Raw genomic sequence first — 18,080 nt, 5'->3', positions numbered from 1 at the left:
GGAGTCTAGGCCCTGTTAAAGGGAGGGTAAGCAGCCGCGTCGGGCGAGGGGCCCGTCGTGAATGCCCCGAGGTGGGGTTATCCCCACCCCGGGGCACCCATGAGCCCCATGGCGTGCGGCGATCCGTACCGGCAGGCTTGTCCCATGACCATGAGCCCCCAGGTGCCGGACGACGACCGGCCGCCGCCCGCCCGCGCCATCCCCGACCGGTGGACGCGGCGCGAGATCGGCCATCTTCTGGCCGATCTGCCGATGACGCTCCTCGCGTTCGTCTACACGGTGGCGACGATCGGCGTCGGCGCGGCGCTCTCGGTCACGGTCGTCGGTCTGCCGCTGCTCGCCGTCTCGCTGCACGGGGCGCGGCTGATCGGCCGGTTCGAGCGGGGCCGGGCGCGGGCGCTGCTGGGGGTGCGGATCGACGAGCCGAGCCCGGTGGTGCTGTCGCGGCGGGAGACGGGGTTCTTCCCGTGGCTGTGGTCGAGCATCAAGGACCCGGTGGGGTGGCGGGCGGTGCTCTACTCCTTCGTCCGGCTGCCGTGGGGCGTGCTCACCTTCGGGGTGACGCTGGTGGGTCTGATCGCGCTGTGGCCGGTGGTGCCGTACATCACGCGGTTCCTCGCCAACGGGGACCGGGCGATGGTGCGCGGGCTGCTCTCGCCCTCCGACGAGCTGGAGCGCCGGATCGCGGAGCTGGAGGCGGACCGGGGGGTGGTCGTGGACACCGCCGCCGCCGACCTGCGCCGCATCGAACGTGACCTCCACGACGGCGCCCAGGCCCGCCTCGTCGCCCTCGCCATGGGCCTGGGGCTGGCGAAGGAGAAGCTGACCGCCGACCCCGAAGCCGCCGCCCGCATGGTCGACGAGGCCCACGGCGAGGTCAAGATCGCCCTCCAGGAACTCCGCGACCTCGCCCGCGGCATCCACCCCGCCGTCCTCACCGACCGCGGACTCGACGCCGCCCTCTCCGCCATCGCCTCCCGCTGCACCGTCCCCGTCACCGTCACCGTCGATCTGCCGGCGCGTCCCGCGGAGGCCATCGAGGGCATCGCGTACTTCACCGTCTCCGAGCTGCTCCAGAACGTCAGCAAGCACAGCGCGGCACGCTCGGCGACCGTCGAGGTCTGGCGCACCGGCGACCGGCTGATGCTCCAGGTCACCGACGACGGTCGGGGAGGGGCGAGGATGGACGGGGGCACGGGGATGGCGGGGCTGGCCGAGCGGCTGGGCGCCGTCGACGGGCTCTTCGTCCTGGACTCGCCGGCCGGCGGGCCCACCACGGTCACCGCCGAGCTGCCCTGGCGCGACCGCGAACCGTCGAAGAAGGCCGCGGCCGAGCGGATCCGGCGCGGCTGAGCCGCTCCCCCCGCACCCGCACCCCACGTACCCGCGCATCACGCACGCGCACGCCGAGAGGAAACGGACACACCCATGGCCACGGCATACGGACCGGACACGCGGGACCCTCGGTGGTCCGGGGCGGCCGGTCCCGGGGACGGCTCCCCGCTGAAGCGTCTGCTGCCCGCCGCGCTGCGGGCCCCGTTCGAGGGCAGGACCTGGCGCGCGCTGCTGTACCAGGTGCTGAGCGTGCCGGTCGGGCTGGTCCTGTTCGGCTTCTCGATCACCCTGACCACGTTCGGCGTGGGCATGCTGATCACCTTCCTCGGGATCCCGATCCTGGCCGGCACGCTGGCCCTGTGCCGGGGGTTCGGCGCGGTGGAGCGGGAGCGGGCGCGGGCGTTGCTCGGGGTGGACGTGGCGGCGCCGGAGCCGGTGCGCGGGCGGACCGGCGGGCTGATGTCCTGGATGGGCGCGTCGCTGAAGAACGGGGCGTCCTGGCGGCACGTGCTCTATTCGGTGGTGCAGTTCCCGTGGGCGCTGATCTCGTTCGGCCTCGGGCTGCCGCTCTGGATGTGCGGCTGGACCCTCCTCACGTATCCGCTGTGGTACTGGGTCCTGCCCGCGCGGCTGGGCCACGACGGCCTCCAGGTGTACTCCGACACGGGCCGCACGGTGTACGTCGACACCCCGGTCGGGATGGTGCTGGCCTTCGTGACGGGCCTGGTGCTGGTGACGGTGACGGCGTGGCTGGTCCGGGGGCTGGCGCACGTGGACCGGGCGCTGGTGCGCGGGCTGCTCGGGCCGTCCCGGCTGGCGAGCCGGGTCTCCGAGCTGGAGACGGACCGGGGCGTGGTCGTGGACACCGCCGCCGCCGATCTCCGCCGCATCGAACGTGACCTGCACGACGGCGCCCAGGCCCGCCTCGTCGCCCTCGCCATGGATCTGGGGCTGGCGAAGGAGAAGCTGACCGCCGACCCCGAAGCCGCCGCCCGCATGGTCGACGAGGCCCACGGCGAGGTCAAGATCGCCCTCCAGGAACTCCGCGACCTCGCCCGCGGCATCCACCCCGCCGTCCTCACCGACCGCGGACTCGACGCCGCCCTCTCCGCCATCGCCTCCCGCTGCACCGTCCCCGTCACCGTCACCGTCGACCTGCCCGAACGCCCGGTCCAGGCGATCGAGGGCATCGCGTACTTCACCGTCTCCGAGCTCCTCCAGAACGTCAGCAAGCACAGCGCGGCACGCTCGGCCACCGTCGAGGTCTGGCGCACCGGCGACCGGCTGATGCTCCAGGTCACCGACGACGGCCGGGGAGGCGCCGACCCCTCGGCGGGCAGCGGGCTGGCGGGGCTGGCCGAGCGGCTGGACGCGGTGGACGGCGTCCTGGCCGTGGACTCCCCGCAGGGCGGCCCGACCAGGATCACCGCCGAGCTGCCCTGGCGCGGCTGAGCGGACGTATGCGCAGCAACAGGATGAACGGGGCACCGCACACCACCACCGGAAAGCTGTAATGCTGGGGACCGTACGAACGGACCCGAACAGCGCGGGCGGACCAGTGGGGGATGCGGCTTTCATGGTGGAGAACAGGGTGCGAGTGGTCATCGCCGAGGATTCGGTGCTGCTCCGGGAAGGGCTCACCCGGCTGCTGACCGATCTGGGGCATGACGTCGTCGCCGGGGTGGGTGACGGCGAGGCCCTGATCAGGACGGTGGACGAGCTGGCGGCGCAGGGCGCGGCTCCGGACGTGGTGGTCGCCGACGTGCGGATGCCCCCGACCCACACCGACGAGGGCGTGCGCGCGGCGGTGCGGCTGCGGAAGGACCACCCGGGGATCGGGGTGCTGGTCCTGTCGCAGTACGTGGAGGAGCAGTACGCGACGGAGCTGCTGGCCGGGTCCAGCCGGGGCGTGGGCTATCTCCTGAAGGACCGGGTCGCCGAGGTCCGGGAGTTCGTGGACGCGGTGGTGCGGGTGGCGCGGGGCGGAACGGCACTGGACCCCGAGGTGGTGGCGCAGCTGCTGGGCCGGAGCCGCAAGCAGGACGTCCTGGCCGGGCTGACGCCGCGCGAGCGCGAGGTGCTCGGGCTGATGGCGGAGGGCCGCACGAACTCCGCGGTGGCCAGGCAGCTGGTGGTGAGCGACGGCGCGGTGGAGAAGCACGTCAGCAACATCTTCCTGAAGCTGGGGCTGTCCCCCAGCGAGGGGGACCACCGGCGCGTCCTGGCGGTCCTGACGTACCTGAACTCCTGATTCCCGGGTCCTCCGGCGCCGGGAGCCCGGCGCCGGCCGGGCCCTCCCCGGTCGACCCCGCCCCGACCGGCGGTGGCGGCGGACCTGGAGACCTGACGCACCGTCAGCTAACGTGCGGACCCCGGGCACCTCGGGGCCCCCAGGACGCCCGGAACACGGAACGCGCCACATCAGGGATCAATTCGCGCCTCGAAACCCCATCCATTATGTGATCGCTCCGAGTAAGGCACCCCTTACAGAAGTAGGGTGGGCAGGGGGACCGTCGGTGTACCGGCGGAACCCGAGCCGCCGCCGCTAGGGAGGTCCAGTTCAGTGACCAGCCAGGTCAGTAGCCCAGCCGGACAGGCCGATGAGGCCAGCGAGGCGCTCGTCGGGGGCCAGCGCGCCCCCCGCTCCGGTGACACGGGAGCAGGCGAGAAGGAGATCCGCCGTCTGGACCGGGTGATCATCCGTTTCGCGGGTGACTCCGGAGACGGTATGCAGCTCACCGGTGACCGCTTCACCTCGGAGACCGCGTCGTTCGGCAACGATCTGTCGACGCTGCCGAACTTCCCCGCCGAGATCCGCGCCCCCGCAGGCACCCTGCCGGGGGTTTCGTCGTTCCAGCTGCATTTCGCGGACCACGACATCCTCACCCCCGGGGACGCGCCGGACGTGCTGGTCGCGATGAACCCCGCGGCGTTGAAGGCCAACATCGGCGACATTCCGCGCGGCGCGGAGATCATCGTGAACACCGACGAGTTCACCAAGCGCCCGATGGCGAAGGTGGGGTACGCGACCAGTCCGCTGGAGGACGGTTCGCTGGACGGCTACCACGTCCACCCGGTGCCGCTGACGACGCTGACGATCGAGGCGCTGAAGGAGTTCGGCCTGTCCCGCAAGGAGGCCGAGCGCTCGAAGAACATGTTCGCGCTGGGCCTGCTGTCGTGGATGTACCACCGGCCGACCGAGGGCACCGAGGCGTTCCTGCGCCAGAAGTTCGCGAAGAAGCCGCAGATCGCCGAGGCCAACGTGGCGGCGTTCCGGGCGGGTTGGAACTTCGGGGAGACGACGGAGGACTTCGCCGTCTCCTACGAGGTGGCGCCCGCCTCGCACGCGTTCCCGCCGGGCACGTACCGCAACATCTCGGGGAACCTGGCGCTGTCGTACGGGCTGATCGCCGCCGCCCGCCAGGCGGACCTGCCGCTGTACCTGGGCTCGTACCCGATCACCCCGGCCTCCGACATCCTGCACGAGCTGTCCAAGCACAAGAACTTCGGTGTGCGGACCTTCCAGGCGGAGGACGAGATCGCCGGGATCGGCGCGGCGCTGGGCGCCGCCTTCGGCGGTTCGCTCGCGGTCACCACCACCTCCGGCCCCGGGGTGGCGCTGAAGTCCGAGACGATCGGGCTGGCGGTCTCCCTGGAGCTGCCGCTGCTGGTCGTCGACATCCAGCGCGGCGGCCCGTCCACCGGCCTGCCCACCAAGACCGAGCAGGCCGACCTGCTCCAGGCGATGTACGGGCGCAACGGCGAGGCCCCGGTGCCCGTAGTGGCGCCCCGGACCCCGGCGGACTGCTTCGACGCCGCGCTGGACGCCGCCCGGATCGCCCTGACGTACCGCACCCCGGTCTTCCTCCTCTCCGACGGCTATCTCGCCAACGGCTCCGAGCCCTGGCGGATCCCCGAGGTCACCGACCTGCCCGACCTGCGCGTCCGGTTCGCCACCGAAGCCAACCACGAACTGGCCGACGGCACCGAGGTGTTCTGGCCCTACAAGCGCGACCCGCAGACCCTGGCCCGCCCCTGGGCGGTCCCCGGCACCCCCGGTCTCGAACACCGCATCGGCGGCATCGAGAAGCAGGACGGCAGCGGCAACATCTCCTACGACCCGGCCAACCACGACCTCATGGTCCGCACCCGCCAGGCCAAGGTCGACGGGATCACCGTCCCCGACGTGGAGGTCGACGACCCGGACGGCGCCCGCACCCTGGTCCTCGGCTGGGGCTCCACGTACGGCCCGGTCACCGCCGCCGTGCGCCGCCTCCGCGGCGAGGGGCTGCCCATCGCGCAGGCCCATCTGCGCCATCTGAACCCCTTCCCGAAGAATCTCGGCGAGGTCCTGAAGAGCTACGACAAGGTGATCGTCCCCGAGATGAACCTCGGCCAGCTCGCCACCCTCGTCCGGGCCAAGTACCTCGTCGACGCCCACAGCTACAACCAGGTCAACGGCATGCCGTTCAAGGCCGAACAGCTCGCGACGGCACTCAAGGAGGCCATCGATGCCTGACACCGACACGGCCAACCCGCTCCTCAACCTGGTGCCCCGGGCCGAGGCCGAGCAGACCATGAAGGACTTCAAGTCCGACCAGGAGGTCCGCTGGTGCCCCGGTTGCGGCGACTACGCCGTGCTCGCCGCCGTGCAGGGCTTCATGCCCGAACTGGGCCTGGCGAAGGAGAACATCGTCTTCGTCTCCGGGATCGGCTGCTCCTCCCGCTTCCCGTACTACATGAACACCTACGGGATGCACTCCATCCACGGCCGCGCCCCGGCCATCGCCACCGGGCTGGCCACCTCCCGCCGGGACCTGTCCGTCTGGGTCGTCACGGGTGACGGCGACGCCCTGTCCATCGGCGGCAACCACCTGATCCACGCCCTGCGCCGCAACGTCAACCTCAAGATCCTCCTCTTCAACAACCGGATCTACGGGCTGACCAAGGGCCAGTACTCCCCCACCTCCGAGATCGGGAAGATCACCAAGTCGACGCCGATGGGCTCGCTGGACGCCCCGTTCAACCCGGTCTCCCTGGCGCTCGGCGCGGAGGCGTCCTTCGTCGCCCGCACCATCGACTCCGACCGCAAGCACCTCACGAGCGTGCTGCGCGCCGCCGCCGACCACCCGGGCACGGCGCTCGTGGAGATCTACCAGAACTGCAACATCTTCAACGACGGCGCCTTCGAGGCCATGAAGGACAAGGACCGGGCGCAGGAGGCGGTGATCCGGCTGGAGCACGGGCAGCCCATCCGCTTCGGCACAGACGACGCCAAGGGCGTCGTCCGCGACCCGGCCACCGGTGACCTCCAGGTCGTCGACGTCACCCCGGAGAACGAGTCCCGCGTCCTGGTCCACGACGCCCACAGCGCGTCCCCGACCACCGCGTTCGCGCTCTCCCGCCTCGCCGACCCGGACACCCTGCACCAGACCCCCATCGGCGTCCTGCGCGATGTGGAACGTCCGGTGTACGACACGCTCATGGCGGAGCAGCTCGACACCGCCGAGGAGCGGCACGGCAAGGGCGACCTGGGCGCGCTCCTCGCCGGGAACGACAACTGGACGGTCGTCGGCTGACCCCGCCACCGGTACGTACCGCCGTCGCCGGACGGGCTGAACTTCGGCCCGTCCGGCGTCGGCGTCCCGGGACGGCGGCCGGTCGCCGCGCACGATGTGGCCATGACCCTGGACCGTCCCGCGTACCGCGTCAAACGGCGTCTGCTCGGCAGACCGCTGACCACCGAGCGCATCAGTCAGGAGAAGCTGGACAACCGGACGGCGCTCGGGGTGCTCGCCTCCGACTGCATCAGTTCGTCCGCGTACGGCTCCGAGGAGATGCTGCGGGTCCTGGTGCCCGTGATCGGCACGGCGGCGTTCACCCTGCTGATGCCGGTGACCGGCGCGATCCTCCTGGTGCTGCTGCTCCTGACGCTCTGTTACAGCGATGTCGTGATGATCTACACCCGGGCGGGCGGTTCGTACGTCGTCGCGCGGGAGAACTTCGGGCCGGACGTCGCGCAGATCGCCGCCGTCGCCCTGCTCGTCGACTACATCGTCACCGTCGCCGTGCAGGTCTCGGCCGGCACCAACGCGCTGATCTCGCTCGCCCATCTGGCCGGTGGCGGCTTCACCGGCCTCGACCACCTCCAGCTCCCCGTCTCCGTCGGGGTGATCGTGCTGCTCGCGTACGGGAACCTGCGCGGGATCCGGGAGGCGGGGCGGGCGTTCGCGCTGCCGGCCTATCTGTTCATGGCGGCGGTCGGGCTGGTGCTCGTCGCCGCAGCGCTGCGCGGGCTCACCGGGGAGCTGCCGCACGCCGATCTGCACGCCCCCGGTGTCGTGCCGCTGGGCACCCCGGGGGACGGCTGGCTCTACGGCGCCTCGCTCTTCATCGTGCTGCGTTCCTTCGCCAACGGCGGCTCGTCCCTGACCGGCCTCGAAGCGATCTCCAACGGCATCTCCGCCTTCCGCGAGCCGCAGGGCCGCAACGCCCGCCGCACCCTGATCACGATGAGCTGCATCCTCGGCACACTGGTCCTCGGCGTCTCCACGCTGGCCCACTTCACCCACGCCGTCCCGTACGCCGACGGCACCCCGACGGTCATCGCGCAGGAGGCGCACTTCGCCTTCGGTGACGGCCCCCTCGGCACGGCCGGGCTGGTCTTCGTGCAGTTGGCGACGGCGCTGGTCCTCTACACCGGCGCCAACACCCCGTTCACCGGGTTCCCGTTCCTCGCCAGCTTCGTGGCCCAGGACCGGTTCCTGCCGAGGGTGCTGACCCGGCGCGGTCACCGGCTCGCGTTCTCCAACGGCATCATCGCGCTGGCCGTGGTTTCGCTGGCCCTGCTGCTGGCCACCGGGGCGAGCGTGGACCGGCTGGTGGCGCTGTACGCGATCGGCGTGTTCACCGCGTTCACCATGGCCGGGGCCGGGCTCACCGCGTACCACCTGCGGCGCCGCGAACCGCACCGCAGGCTCAAGATCGGGGTGAACGCGCTGGCCGCGGCGATCTCGGCCGCCGTGGTGCTGATCTTCGCGGTGACCAAGTTCACCGAGGGGGCCTGGCTGGTCGTGGTGGTCTTCCCGCTCGGCGTGTGGGGGCTGATCCGGATCAACCGCGAGTACCGCCGCGAGGCCGCCGCGCTCCGGAGCATCCAGGCGCCGGGCGCCGACCGCCCCCGCGACCGGCGCCACCTGGTCCTCGTGCTGGTCGAGACGCTGGACCTGGCGACGCTGAAGGCGCTGCGGTACGCCCATGAGCTGCGCCCGGACGGGATCCGGGCCGTGCACTTCGCGATCGACGAGCCGCACGCCCGGCGGCTGGCCGCCCGCTGGGAGGCGACCGCCGCCACCTCCGTGCCCCTGGACCTGGTGGCGTGCCCGGACCGGCGGCTGCGCCACGCGATGCGGGAGCTGGCGGCCCGCACCACCGAGGACGGCCACACCGCGCTGACGGTCCTGGTGCCGCGCCGGACCTACTCCAACGTGCTCGGCAAGCTGCTGCACCGGGGCACCGGCGAGCAGATGGCCAAGGCGCTGGCCCCGCTGCCGCACGTGGCGGTGACGATCCTGCCGTTCGACGTGTCCCGTGCGTTGCGGGCCCTGGAGGAGGGGCGCACCCCGGACCCGGACTGAGCGGGGCGGGCGCCGCTACGAGGCCCGCGCCTTGCGTTCGTCGTACGCCTCGCGCGCCACCCGCACCGCGTCCACGCTGCGCTCGGCCCAGCGGGCCAGTGCCCACACCTGCTCGGCGGCCTCCCGCCCCAGGGTGGTGAGCGCGTAGTCGACCCGGGGCGGGATCACCGGCTTGGCGTCCCGGTGCACGAAGCCGTCCCGCTCCAGGGTCTGGAGGGTCTGGGCCAGCATCTTCTCGCTGACCCCGCCCACCTCGCGGCGCAGCTCGCTGAAGCGGTACGAGCGCTCCAGCAGGGCGGCCAGGACCAGGACGCCCCACCGGCTGGTGACATGTTCGAGCACCGGCCGGGAGGGACACAGCGGCCGGTTCACATCGGGGCGCGGGTCCATTCCACTTACATTCATACCAGTACCTTACCTACAAGTGGGTACTTACGAATAGTGAGTACACCCCCTACGGTGAGCCGTGTGGGCCGGTGGATCGAGCCCCGGACCGCGTACCCCCAGGAGGAACCACCCATGAGCATCGTCGTCGCCGGAGCCACCGGAGAACTCGGCCGTCTGGTCGTCGAGGAGCTGCTGACCACCGTGGACGCGGGCGAGGTCGTCGCCGTCGTCCGGGACGAGGAGAAGGCGGCGCCGCTGGCCGCCCGGGGCGTGGAGGTCCGGGTCGCGGACTACGACCGCCCGGAGTCGCTCAAGGACGCCTTCCGGGCCGGCGACCGGGTGCTGCTGATCTCCGGCAGCGCGGTCGGCAAGCGGGTGCCGCAGCACGCTGCGGTGATCGACGCAGCCGTGGCGGCGGGCGTGGCCCAGTTCGCGTACACCGGCGTCCTGGGCGGCCCCGAGGCCGACTTCCGGCTGGCCGACGAGCACCGGGCCACCGAGCGGCTGATCCTCGACTCCGGTCTGCCGTACACCTTCCTGCGCAACGGCTGGTACACCGAGAACTACACGGCCAACCTGGGCCAGGTCCTGGCCCACGGCGCCATCGTCGCCAACGCCGGTGACGGGCGGATCGCCTCCGCCACCCGGGCCGACTTCGCCGCCGCGGCCGCCGCCGTGCTGACCGGCGAGGGCCACCTCGGCGCGGCCTACGAGCTGAGCGGCGACGTCGCCTGGTCGCTCGCCGAGTACGCGGCGGTCGTCTCCGCCGCCACCGGCCGGGAGATCTCGTACCGGAACGTCCCGGCCGCGGTGCACCAGGAGATCCTGACCGGCGCCGGGGTCCCGGAGTTCTTCGCGTCGATCCTCGTCGACGTGGACGAGGCGATCGCGCGCGGCCGGCTCGCCCTCACCAGCGGCGATCTGGCCCGGCTGATCGGCCGCCCGACGACCCCGCTCGCCGAGACGGTGTCCGCCGCGGTGGCCCGGGCGTAACACCCGCTCCCCCGCCCCCAGGGACCTCGTGTGTCATGACCGTATCCCGATACGGGTATGACACCGGGCCCTTCCCGGCGCTACCTTCGTGCGGTGGAACAGATACGCCTGGAGGGCCCGTGAAGGGGATCGACGAACAGCGGGCGGGTCTCCTGTCCGGCTTCAGCGCCTACGCCATGTGGGGGCTCGTCCCGCTCTTCTGGCCGCTGCTGAAGCCCGCCGGATCGATCGAGATCCTCGCCCACCGCATGACCTGGTCCCTCGGCTTCGTCCTCCTCGCGCTGCTGGCGCTGCGCCGCTGGTCGTGGATCGGCGAGCTGGTGCGACAGCCGGGCAAGCTCGGTCTGCTCGCGGTGGCCGCCGTCACCATCACCGTCAACTGGGGCCTGTACATCTGGTCGGTGAACAACGGGCACGTGGTGGAGGCGTCGCTCGGCTACTTCATCAACCCGCTGGTCACCATCGCCATGGGCGTCCTCTTCCTCGGGGAGCGGCTGCGCCCCATACAGTGGGTGGCGGTCGGCACGGGTTTCGCGGCGGTGCTGGTGCTGGCGATCGGCTACGGGCGTCCGCCGTGGATCTCGCTGACCCTGGCGTTCTCCTTCGCGACCTACGGCCTGATGAAGAAGAAGGTCAACATGGGCGGCCTGGAGTCGCTCACCGCCGAGACCGCCGTGATGTTCCTTCCGGCGCTCGGCTATCTGCTGTGGCTGGGCGCCCGGGGCGAGTCGTCCTTCGCCTCCGAGGGGCTCGGCCACTCGGCGCTGCTGGCGTCGGCGGGGCTCGTCACGGCCGTTCCGCTCATCCTGTTCGGGGCGGCGGCGATCCGGGTGCCGCTCTCCACCCTGGGGCTGTTGCAGTATCTGGCGCCGGTCTTCCAGTTCGTCCTCGGCGTCGTCTACTTCCACGAGGCGATGCCGCCGGCGCGGTGGGCCGGGTTCGGCCTGGTGTGGCTGGCGCTGACCGTGCTGACCTGGGACGCGTTCCGTACGGCTCGACGGAACCGGGTGCGGGCGCGCGCGGCGCGGGAGGCAGTGGCCCGGGGGACGGCGGCCCGGGAAGCAGTGACCAGGGAGGCGGCGGCCCGGGAGGTCGCGCCCCCGCACATCCCCTCCGCCCCGGCTCCCCGCCCGGCGGCCGGGGAGCCGAGCCCTTCCCCCCACCCCTGACCCATAACGTTACCCGGTTGCATTTTTAACTCGGTTGCGGTTCTCTGGTCGTCCACGGAACCGCGACCGAGGAGCCCGCATGCCTGCCGCCGTACCTTCGTCACCCGTCCCCGTACTGATCGTCGGTTCGGGCCCGACCGGCCTGACCCTGGCCTGCGATCTGGCCCGCCGCTCGGTGGGCGTGCGGATCATCGACCGCTCGCCCGGATTCCCCCGCAGTTCCCGGGCGAAGGGCCCGAATCCCCGGTCCCTGGAGGTGCTGGCGGATCTGGGGGTCGCCGACCGGGTGCTGGCGGCGGGTTCGGCACCGTTGCCGATGCGGAAGTACCGGGACGGGGTGCCGGTCGCCGACGCCGATCCGGCCGCTTCGCTGCGCCCGACGCCCGATGCCCCGTACGCCCATGGCCGGCTGATCGCCCAGTGGCAACTGGAGGAGATCCTCCGGGAGCGCCTCGCGGAGTTCGGTGTGCGGGTGGAGTTGGGGGCGGAGGCGGTCGGCCTGACGGAGGCGGACGACCTGGTGACGGTCGCGCTGGCGGACGGCCGGAGCATCGACGCCCGGTACGTGGTGGGCTGCGACGGCGCCCACAGCCGGGTGCGCAAGCTGCTCGGGGTCCCGTTCGAGGGGAAGACCGCGCCGGAGCAGTCGATGGTCTGCGGGGACGTGGAGGTGGAGGGCCTGGACCGGTCCCTCTGGCACCAGTGGTTCGACGAGGACGGTGCCGTGATGCTGTGCCCGATCCCGGGCACGCGGGCGGGCTGGTGGTTCCAGGCGGGCCCGGAGCGGGACGCGGCGGGTGCGCCCGTGCCGCCCTCCCTGGAGAGTTTCCGGCGGCTGTTCGCCAAGCACACCCGCCTCCCGGCCGACCGCCTGACCGGGGCCACGCTGCTGTCCACGTACCGGGTCAACGAGCGGATGGTGGACCGTTACCGGGTGGGCCGCGTCCTGCTCGCCGGGGACGCCGCGCACGTCCACTCCGTCGCGGGCGGACTGGGCATGAACACGGGCATCCAGGACGCGTTCAACCTGGGCTGGAAGCTCGCGCGGGTCGCCGTCGGTTCGGCGGACCCGCGCCTGTTGGACACGTACGAGGAGGAGCGGCTGCCGGTGGCCGCCTGGACCCTGGACGTGACGGCGGACCGGCTCCGGGCGACCCTGGAGGCGATCCGCCGACCGGGCGGCGGCCTGGACACGGCGGTCTCCGGCGACACGACCGGCCTGGGCGTGGGCTACCCGTGGTCGTCGCTGGCGGGCCCGGGCTCCACACCCCGGCTGCGGCCGGGCGACCGGGCCCCGGACGCCCCCTGCCGCTCCGCCGCGACCGGCGCGCCGATCCGCCTGTTCGACGCCTTCGCGGGCCCGCACTTCACCCTGCTGGGCTTCGGCCCCGACACGGCCGAGGCGCTCCGGGCGACGGAGGCGGCGTACGGCCCGGCCGTGCGCGCGTACGGCGTGGACGCGGGACCGTACGGGGACGGGTCCGGCCCGGACGCGGGAACGGCCGGTGCGGAGACGGACGGTGCGGAGACGGACGGTGCGGAGACGGACGCCGCACACGGCCTCGTCGACGACGCCGGCCACGCCCGCACCGCCTACGGCCTCACCCCGCCCGCGCCGACCGGAACGCTCGTCCTGATCCGCCCGGACAACCACGTGGCCCTGATCGCCCCGGCCACCGAACCCGACACGGTCATCACCTATCTCACCCGCGCGGTCGGCGCCCCCGCACCGCGCTGAGCAAGCGGCGCGTCGGAGGGGGTACACCGCCTGCGGCTCCGCGCCGATGACCGGCCGGGCGCCAGCGGGTACTAGGGACTCCGGCGTATCGCGCCTCGTGCTGTAATCCTCCTTCCGAGGTCGAAGAGTTGGGGGGACAGGACGTGGCTGCGAGATCCAGACGCGCCGCCGGACTGCTGGTGGCAGCGGCGGTGCTGCCGCTGACCGGTTGCGGCGGCAGTAGTGGCGACGGCGCCGAGACGACCGCGTCCACGGCGGCCGCGGTCGAAGCGGCGCGGGCCTACCAGCGTGCCTCGCTGCACCGGGACTGGAGGGCGGTCTGCGAGGGCATGACCGAACGCCTGCGGCGCGGGATGGACGCGAAGACGCTCGACGAATGCGTCGAGATCATCGGAACGCCCGGGATCGGCGATCACCGGGACGCCCGGATGAGCACCGGCACGGCATTCGACGTGGAGGCGTTCGGCGACCACCCGGCGGGGACCGGGCTCCGGGTGACCGTCGACGAGGGACCGGGCCGGGTCGCGCACACCGCACTGCGACTCGTCCACGGCGAGGCGGGCGCATGGCTCGTCGACCAGGCGGTCAACCTCCCCTCCCCGGGAGGCACGGGCCCCACGGCCGTACGCGACGCACTGCGCCGCAATTAGCCGTGGCGTTTCCGGGGCACTGCCCCCGAGGGAGTCTCCGTCCGTTCCGGCATCCGGCGATTTTCCCCGACCAGCGACGAGAGACGTGCCCCGCGATCACCCGGGTTCAGCGACTCAACAGTGGCGGAGCGGGCTGACGACGACGTCTTCAATCCGAAGTGCGGGTCTCCCGCGACGGCCCGCACAGCCACTTCCGCACCAGCGGCTGGGCCGGAGGCGGTCTACGGCCAACCGTGCTCCGTGAGCGGATCACCACCCTCGATGTAGCCGAGCAGTCCGGCCTCGGGGTATTCGATGATGTCCTCCGGCAGGTCGTACACGGACCACCACCGCAGGTCGAGGCATTTCTCGGGCTCGCGGTTGACCGGTTCGCCCTGCCACCTGGTGGCCTCGAAGAACAGGCCGACCCGTTCGATTTCGGGGCTCTGCTTGTGGTGCACGACGTGCACCAGCCGAAGGTGCCGGGGATCGACCTCGACCCCGGTCTCCTCGCGCAACTCGCGGGCGGCGCCGGCGGTGAGCGGTTCACCGGCGTCCAGTTTCCCCGACGGAGCGTGCCACCGCCCGTAGCCGTACGGTCCTCCGCGCTGCGACAACAGCACCTTGTCGCCGTCGCGCAGAATCACGTGCGTATCGATCACGGGGGTCGCGGGTGTCGCGTTCATGTACTCACCGGGGGTCGTGGGGTTCGGGTTTCCCGACGCTACTCCGCAGAGCGTCGGCGATTCGCGTCGCCACGTCCGCGGGGGTGGAGTCCGTCGAGTCGACCAAGAACACCTCGACGCCGAGGCCCCTCAAGGTCTGTGCAGCCTCTCGGTAGAGGTCGATCTCGCGACGTGGCCCCATCGGATCGTCATGGAAACGGTGGCGTCTCCCGCGCTCGGCGAGGCGAGCCGAGATGCGTTCGGGTGCGGCCGTGAGGATCACCGCGAGGTCGGGCAGTGGAATGTGCCGGTTCAGGGCGAGCACGAACGGCTCGGGAACGCCGTCGAGCCGCTGAAGGACGAGACTCGATGCGAGGTAGCGGTCACAGACGACGGTACGGCCGGAGGTGAGAAGGGGGTCGAGCTCGACCTCGATGTGCTCGTACCGGTTGGCCGCGACGAGACAGGCCAGGGCACGCCCGTGGATGTGGTTCGCCCTGGACCGGGTGAACTCACCGAGTTCGCTCGTCGAGGGTTCGGTCGTCGTGTGGACAGGAACGCCACGTCCGAGGAGCAGGCGGCCGAGTTCGGCGACCGTGGTCGACTTCCCGACGCCGCTCGGCCCGTCCACGCTGATGAAGGTGCCGGGGCGCCTGCTCATACGGTGTGCCCCAGGCGGTTCCGCTCGTGCTGCTCGCGCGTCAGTTCGGCGAGTGTCTTTCGCAACCTGCGGAGAGGTACGGCTCCGAACTGGACACCGACCGAGAAATTGAACTCGTCGCGCTGCCTCATGCCCTCGTGCGCGCCGTCGTCGGTCAGGTCGACATCGGAATACGCGAGCAGGGTGTCGGGGGCGTGCCCCGCATCAGTGAGCGCCGTCCAGACGGGCGTGCCGGGGTAGGGGCGGAACTCGAAAACACTTGCCCGGAAGCGTCCCGCGCCATACCGGTCCGCCATGCCCCACAGGTTGTGGATGTGCTGCACCGTGGCGTCGAGGTCTCCCTGGTCCTCCCCCGGATACCCCAGGATGAAATATCCCTTCACGCCGATGCCGCGCATAAGCAGGCGGGCAGTGACCCTCTCGGTCATCCCTGCGGTGATCCGCTTGTCCATACCGGCGAGAACCCGGTCGCTCCCCGACTCGATCCCGAGGGCAACCTCGCGCAGCCCGTTCGCCTTGAGCGTGTCGAGCATGTCGTCGTCGAGCCGGTCGAACACGTTGATCCGCCCCGTGGCGTCCCACACGTACCGGTCACCGATCCGGTGCCGGGTGAACGCCTCCATCTGCGGGATGATCACGCGTTTGGCCCCGAGGAACAGGTCGTCGACGAACCGGTACGCAGTCGCCCCGTAGGCTTCGTGCAGGTGATCGAGCTCGCCGACGATCCTCTCGGGCGATCGGGGCCGGATCCTGATATCGGGGTTGGCCGAGACGGCGGCTCCGCAGAACCCGCAGTCGTACGGGCACCCGCGTGACCCGACGATGTTCGCCTCGATCCGGCCGTCGTCCGCGAGATACGGGTCCTGGGGCAGGAATTCCCGGTTCACGAGCGGCAGGGCGTCGATGTCCGGGCTGAGCCAGTCGGCCGCCCTCTCACGCGCGATACCGACGACATGCGTGCCGAGCAGACGGTCCCGCCACATCACTCCGGGAAGTTCGGTGCGCCGCCGGTCATCGGCCAGGAGCGCGGCGACCCGGGACTCGCCCTCACCGACGACCAGGGCCCGCAGGTTGGCCATGCGGGGGTCGTCGAGAATACGGGCGGGCATCGCACGGGCGTGGTGCCCGCCGACCATGAGCGCGATGCCGGGATCGAGCCCGGCGGCGATGCGGGCCGACATCTCGTAGGTGGGGGCGAGCAGGTTCATCCCCACCCACCGGGGGCGGACGTTGTTGACCAGTCGCGCCGTCGCGTCGACTCCGAGCCCATGTGCCTCGGCATCCAGCACACCCACGTTGAAACCGGCCTGCTGGGCGTACGTGGCGATGTATGCCATGCCCAGGACGGGCAACGTGTAGTCGTTGGTCCTGGGACGCAGGGCGTAGTCACGGAGCGGCGCGTTCACGAACAGGGCGTCGAGCGCCCGGCTCGACTCGGCACCGGCGATCAGATCAGTGGTCGCGCGGGTGTCCTCTGCGGTCGTTAAGGTCATTGCTCCCCCACGTGAGAGTGAACAGAGTCAGGGCATGCAGCTGAGGGCGAGAAGGCGCCCATCGGCGCCACATGGCCTCGAATTCCGTCTCCCCTCGCGGAAATTCGAGACTGGGGGCCGCCTTCCGGGCCCATGTCCGTACGGCGAGATCACCGTGCGGATAGATCGAGAAGTCGCCGGTGAAGTCGGCTGCGGCCGCGCCCGCCGTCCACGGGCCGATACGAGGCACTTCGACGAGCTCTTTGACCAGGCTCTCGGGGTCGAGCGTGGACCAGTGCTCACCCCGTTCGAGGTACGCCTCGGCAGCGGCACGCAGGGCCACTCGATTGAACTTCGTCCCAGCGGACGCGAACTCCTCGTCGGAGAGACCGAGGACCGTCTCGGCAGTCGGCACACGTGCGAAGTCGCCGGCCATGGTGGAGACCGTCTGTCCGTACGCGCCATAGAACGCCCGGTGTTTCCGCAGGGCCTGCTTCGCGCTCACCACCTGACGGAGGATCGCCGTCGCGATCGCGTCCCACAACGAGGGGTTGTCGAGGCGGGCGACCGTACCCATGCCCACCAACTCGGCGAGCAGCGGACCGGCCCCTTCGAAAGTGGGCAGCTCAACCGAAGACGTGAGGGAGGGGCACGGCTGCTCGACGTCACCGTCCCCTTCGATGGGCGAGAAGGAGAGACATCCGTCCGAGCCATCCCAGAGGGCGAGCCACGTGGTTCCGGCGTGCTCAACAAGACGGGCCCGATGACCGTCGGCCGTGTTCTGCCATCCGGGATGTTCGGTGATGATCTTCGCGCTCATGAGCTCAATTCCGGTCGCAACGCATGGGGTTGGACAAAATGGCGGTGGTGCACGCACACGCTTCGAGGTACCGCACGGGAAGAAGAATCCGCTCGGCGACCTCTCCGCTCCCGAACAACGTAGCTTCGGATGGGCATCTCATCGCCGAATCAGGCCGAAGTACAGCCGCCTGCTTGCCGTTCAACGTGTTCTCGGGGGAATGACTGGATTCACGCTCCTTCTGGCCCGCACCATCGCGCGGCACATACGCCATCCGCGCGCCGACCAAGCTGGCATCGATGACACCGGGTTCGACTCCTGCGCGCGGCACGACCGACGCGGTCGGCGCGACGGTTGCTCATCTCGGGTGGGCGGAGAGGGTGTACGTCATGTCGGTGTCCGGGACGACGACGAGGAGCGGGCTGCCGCCCCTGAGGTGGGCCTGCGCCTCGCGCTGACCCTTGCGGTCCGCGTACCACTCACGCAGCTCGGCCGGGCGGTTCGGCCGGGCACCGGCCGGCCGGTGCGGCCGCAGGTGCTGCACCCACGCCTTCCCCTCCAGATCCAGACGCGGACCGTCCTCGGGATCACTGTC

General features: G+C 71.4%; 15 protein-coding genes and 1 pseudogene. 10 read left to right on the top strand and 6 right to left on the bottom strand.

All coding sequences use genetic code 11. The features are described from left to right. Positions 1-144: 144 nt before the first annotated feature. The 6 genes from ACWC97_RS31065 to ACWC97_RS31040 all read left to right on the top strand — a co-directional run bounded on the left by ACWC97_RS31065 (position 145) and on the right by ACWC97_RS31040 (position 8,972). Entirely contained in the window at positions 145-1,353 is a 1,209-nt protein-coding gene (locus tag ACWC97_RS31065; protein ID WP_352276075.1) for a sensor histidine kinase, read from the top strand. A gap of 75 nt (positions 1,354-1,428) precedes the next feature. Continuing rightward, entirely contained in the window at positions 1,429-2,787 is a 1,359-nt protein-coding gene (locus ACWC97_RS31060) for a sensor histidine kinase (RefSeq protein WP_385208080.1), read from the top strand. Positions 2,788-2,911: 124 nt separating this feature from the next. Further along, positions 2,912-3,586, top strand: a complete 675-nt coding sequence (locus tag ACWC97_RS31055; protein ID WP_352276072.1) for a response regulator transcription factor — start codon at positions 2,912-2,914, stop codon at positions 3,584-3,586. Between the two features lie 312 nt (positions 3,587-3,898). Then, positions 3,899-5,854 (top strand): 2-oxoacid:acceptor oxidoreductase subunit alpha, encoded by a 1,956-nt coding sequence (locus ACWC97_RS31050; RefSeq protein ID WP_352276071.1) that lies wholly within the window; start codon positions 3,899-3,901, stop codon positions 5,852-5,854. Next, the gene (locus tag ACWC97_RS31045) at positions 5,847-6,914 is read left to right on the top strand and encodes a 2-oxoacid:ferredoxin oxidoreductase subunit beta (RefSeq protein WP_352276070.1); all 1,068 of its coding nucleotides are present in this window, start codon (positions 5,847-5,849) and stop codon (positions 6,912-6,914) included. The genes ACWC97_RS31050 and ACWC97_RS31045 overlap by 8 nt, the downstream gene beginning before the upstream one ends. Positions 6,915-7,016: 102 nt before the next feature. Then, positions 7,017-8,972 carry an APC family permease gene (locus ACWC97_RS31040; protein WP_450652927.1) on the top strand — a complete coding sequence of 652 codons (1,956 nt, stop codon included), beginning with the start codon at positions 7,017-7,019 and terminating at the stop codon, positions 8,970-8,972. Between the two features lie 15 nt (positions 8,973-8,987). Here the strand turns inward: ACWC97_RS31040 and ACWC97_RS31035 are convergent, their stop codons facing one another. Continuing rightward, on the bottom strand, positions 8,988-9,377 hold the full coding sequence (locus ACWC97_RS31035) for a winged helix-turn-helix transcriptional regulator (protein WP_450652925.1): 390 nt from the start codon (positions 9,375-9,377) through the stop codon (positions 8,988-8,990). Positions 9,378-9,491: 114 nt separating this feature from the next. Here ACWC97_RS31035 and ACWC97_RS31030 point away from each other — a divergent pair, with 114 nt between their 5' ends. From ACWC97_RS31030 to ACWC97_RS31015, 4 genes are all read left to right on the top strand, one after another. Beyond that, positions 9,492-10,352: an SDR family oxidoreductase gene (locus ACWC97_RS31030; RefSeq protein ID WP_450652924.1), complete on the top strand. Its 861-nt coding sequence runs from the start codon at positions 9,492-9,494 to the stop codon at positions 10,350-10,352. A gap of 119 nt (positions 10,353-10,471) precedes the next feature. Further along, positions 10,472-11,521 (top strand): EamA family transporter RarD, encoded by a 1,050-nt coding sequence (gene rarD, locus ACWC97_RS31025; protein WP_450652922.1) that lies wholly within the window; start codon positions 10,472-10,474, stop codon positions 11,519-11,521. A gap of 79 nt (positions 11,522-11,600) precedes the next feature. Then, positions 11,601-13,259, top strand: coding sequence for an FAD-dependent monooxygenase (locus tag ACWC97_RS31020; RefSeq protein WP_450652920.1), 1,659 nt, complete (start codon positions 11,601-11,603; stop codon positions 13,257-13,259). A 143-nt stretch (positions 13,260-13,402) separates the two neighbouring features. Continuing rightward, positions 13,403-13,909 carry a hypothetical protein gene (locus ACWC97_RS31015; RefSeq protein WP_352276063.1) on the top strand — a complete coding sequence of 169 codons (507 nt, stop codon included), beginning with the start codon at positions 13,403-13,405 and terminating at the stop codon, positions 13,907-13,909. A gap of 221 nt (positions 13,910-14,130) precedes the next feature. On the opposite strand, the gene ACWC97_RS31010 is transcribed toward ACWC97_RS31015, so the two are convergent. The 5 genes and pseudogenes from ACWC97_RS31010 to ACWC97_RS30990 form a co-directional block, all read right to left on the bottom strand. Beyond that, a complete protein-coding gene (locus ACWC97_RS31010) occupies positions 14,131-14,574 on the bottom strand; it encodes an NUDIX hydrolase (protein WP_352276062.1) in 444 nt (147 codons plus the stop codon). 4 nt (positions 14,575-14,578) lie between these two features. After that, positions 14,579-15,214, bottom strand: a complete 636-nt coding sequence (gene tmk, locus ACWC97_RS31005) for a dTMP kinase (RefSeq protein ID WP_450652918.1) — start codon at positions 15,212-15,214, stop codon at positions 14,579-14,581. After that, the gene (locus ACWC97_RS31000) at positions 15,211-16,707 is read right to left on the bottom strand and encodes a B12-binding domain-containing radical SAM protein (protein ID WP_450652916.1); all 1,497 of its coding nucleotides are present in this window, start codon (positions 16,705-16,707) and stop codon (positions 15,211-15,213) included. The genes tmk and ACWC97_RS31000 overlap by 4 nt, the downstream gene beginning before the upstream one ends. Further along, positions 16,667-17,506 carry a DNA glycosylase family protein gene (locus ACWC97_RS30995; protein WP_352276058.1) on the bottom strand — a complete coding sequence of 280 codons (840 nt, stop codon included), beginning with the start codon at positions 17,504-17,506 and terminating at the stop codon, positions 16,667-16,669. Before ACWC97_RS30995 ends, ACWC97_RS31000 begins: the two co-directional genes overlap by 41 nt. Before the next feature lie 337 nt (positions 17,507-17,843). Beyond that, positions 17,844-18,080, bottom strand: a pseudogene (locus ACWC97_RS30990) (hypothetical protein); the annotation flags it as partial.

This window comes from Streptomyces sp. NPDC001108 (assembly GCF_053598535.1).
This window is presented reverse-complemented; position numbering and strand designations above follow the sequence as displayed.

What these genes read in the sequence shown, in the direction of transcription:
- ACWC97_RS31045 (WP_352276070.1), top strand. Translation starts at nt 5,847, where the DNA reads ATGCCTGACACCGACACGGCCAACCCGCTCCTCAACCTGGTGCCCCGG.
- ACWC97_RS31040 (WP_450652927.1), top strand. Translation starts at nt 7,017, where the DNA reads ATGACCCTGGACCGTCCCGCGTACCGCGTCAAACGGCGTCTGCTCGGC.
- ACWC97_RS31055 (WP_352276072.1), top strand. Translation starts at nt 2,912, where the DNA reads ATGGTGGAGAACAGGGTGCGAGTGGTCATCGCCGAGGATTCGGTGCTG.
- ACWC97_RS31010 (WP_352276062.1), bottom strand. Translation starts at nt 14,574, where the DNA reads ATGAACGCGACACCCGCGACCCCCGTGATCGATACGCACGTGATTCTG.
- ACWC97_RS31060 (WP_385208080.1), top strand. Translation starts at nt 1,429, where the DNA reads ATGGCCACGGCATACGGACCGGACACGCGGGACCCTCGGTGGTCCGGG.
- tmk (WP_450652918.1), bottom strand. Translation starts at nt 15,214, where the DNA reads ATGAGCAGGCGCCCCGGCACCTTCATCAGCGTGGACGGGCCGAGCGGC.
- ACWC97_RS30995 (WP_352276058.1), bottom strand. Translation starts at nt 17,506, where the DNA reads ATGAGCGCGAAGATCATCACCGAACATCCCGGATGGCAGAACACGGCC.
- ACWC97_RS31035 (WP_450652925.1), bottom strand. Translation starts at nt 9,377, where the DNA reads ATGAATGTAAGTGGAATGGACCCGCGCCCCGATGTGAACCGGCCGCTG.
- ACWC97_RS31030 (WP_450652924.1), top strand. Translation starts at nt 9,492, where the DNA reads ATGAGCATCGTCGTCGCCGGAGCCACCGGAGAACTCGGCCGTCTGGTC.
- ACWC97_RS31020 (WP_450652920.1), top strand. Translation starts at nt 11,601, where the DNA reads ATGCCTGCCGCCGTACCTTCGTCACCCGTCCCCGTACTGATCGTCGGT.
- ACWC97_RS31000 (WP_450652916.1), bottom strand. Translation starts at nt 16,707, where the DNA reads ATGACCTTAACGACCGCAGAGGACACCCGCGCGACCACTGATCTGATC.
- ACWC97_RS31065 (WP_352276075.1), top strand. Translation starts at nt 145, where the DNA reads ATGACCATGAGCCCCCAGGTGCCGGACGACGACCGGCCGCCGCCCGCC.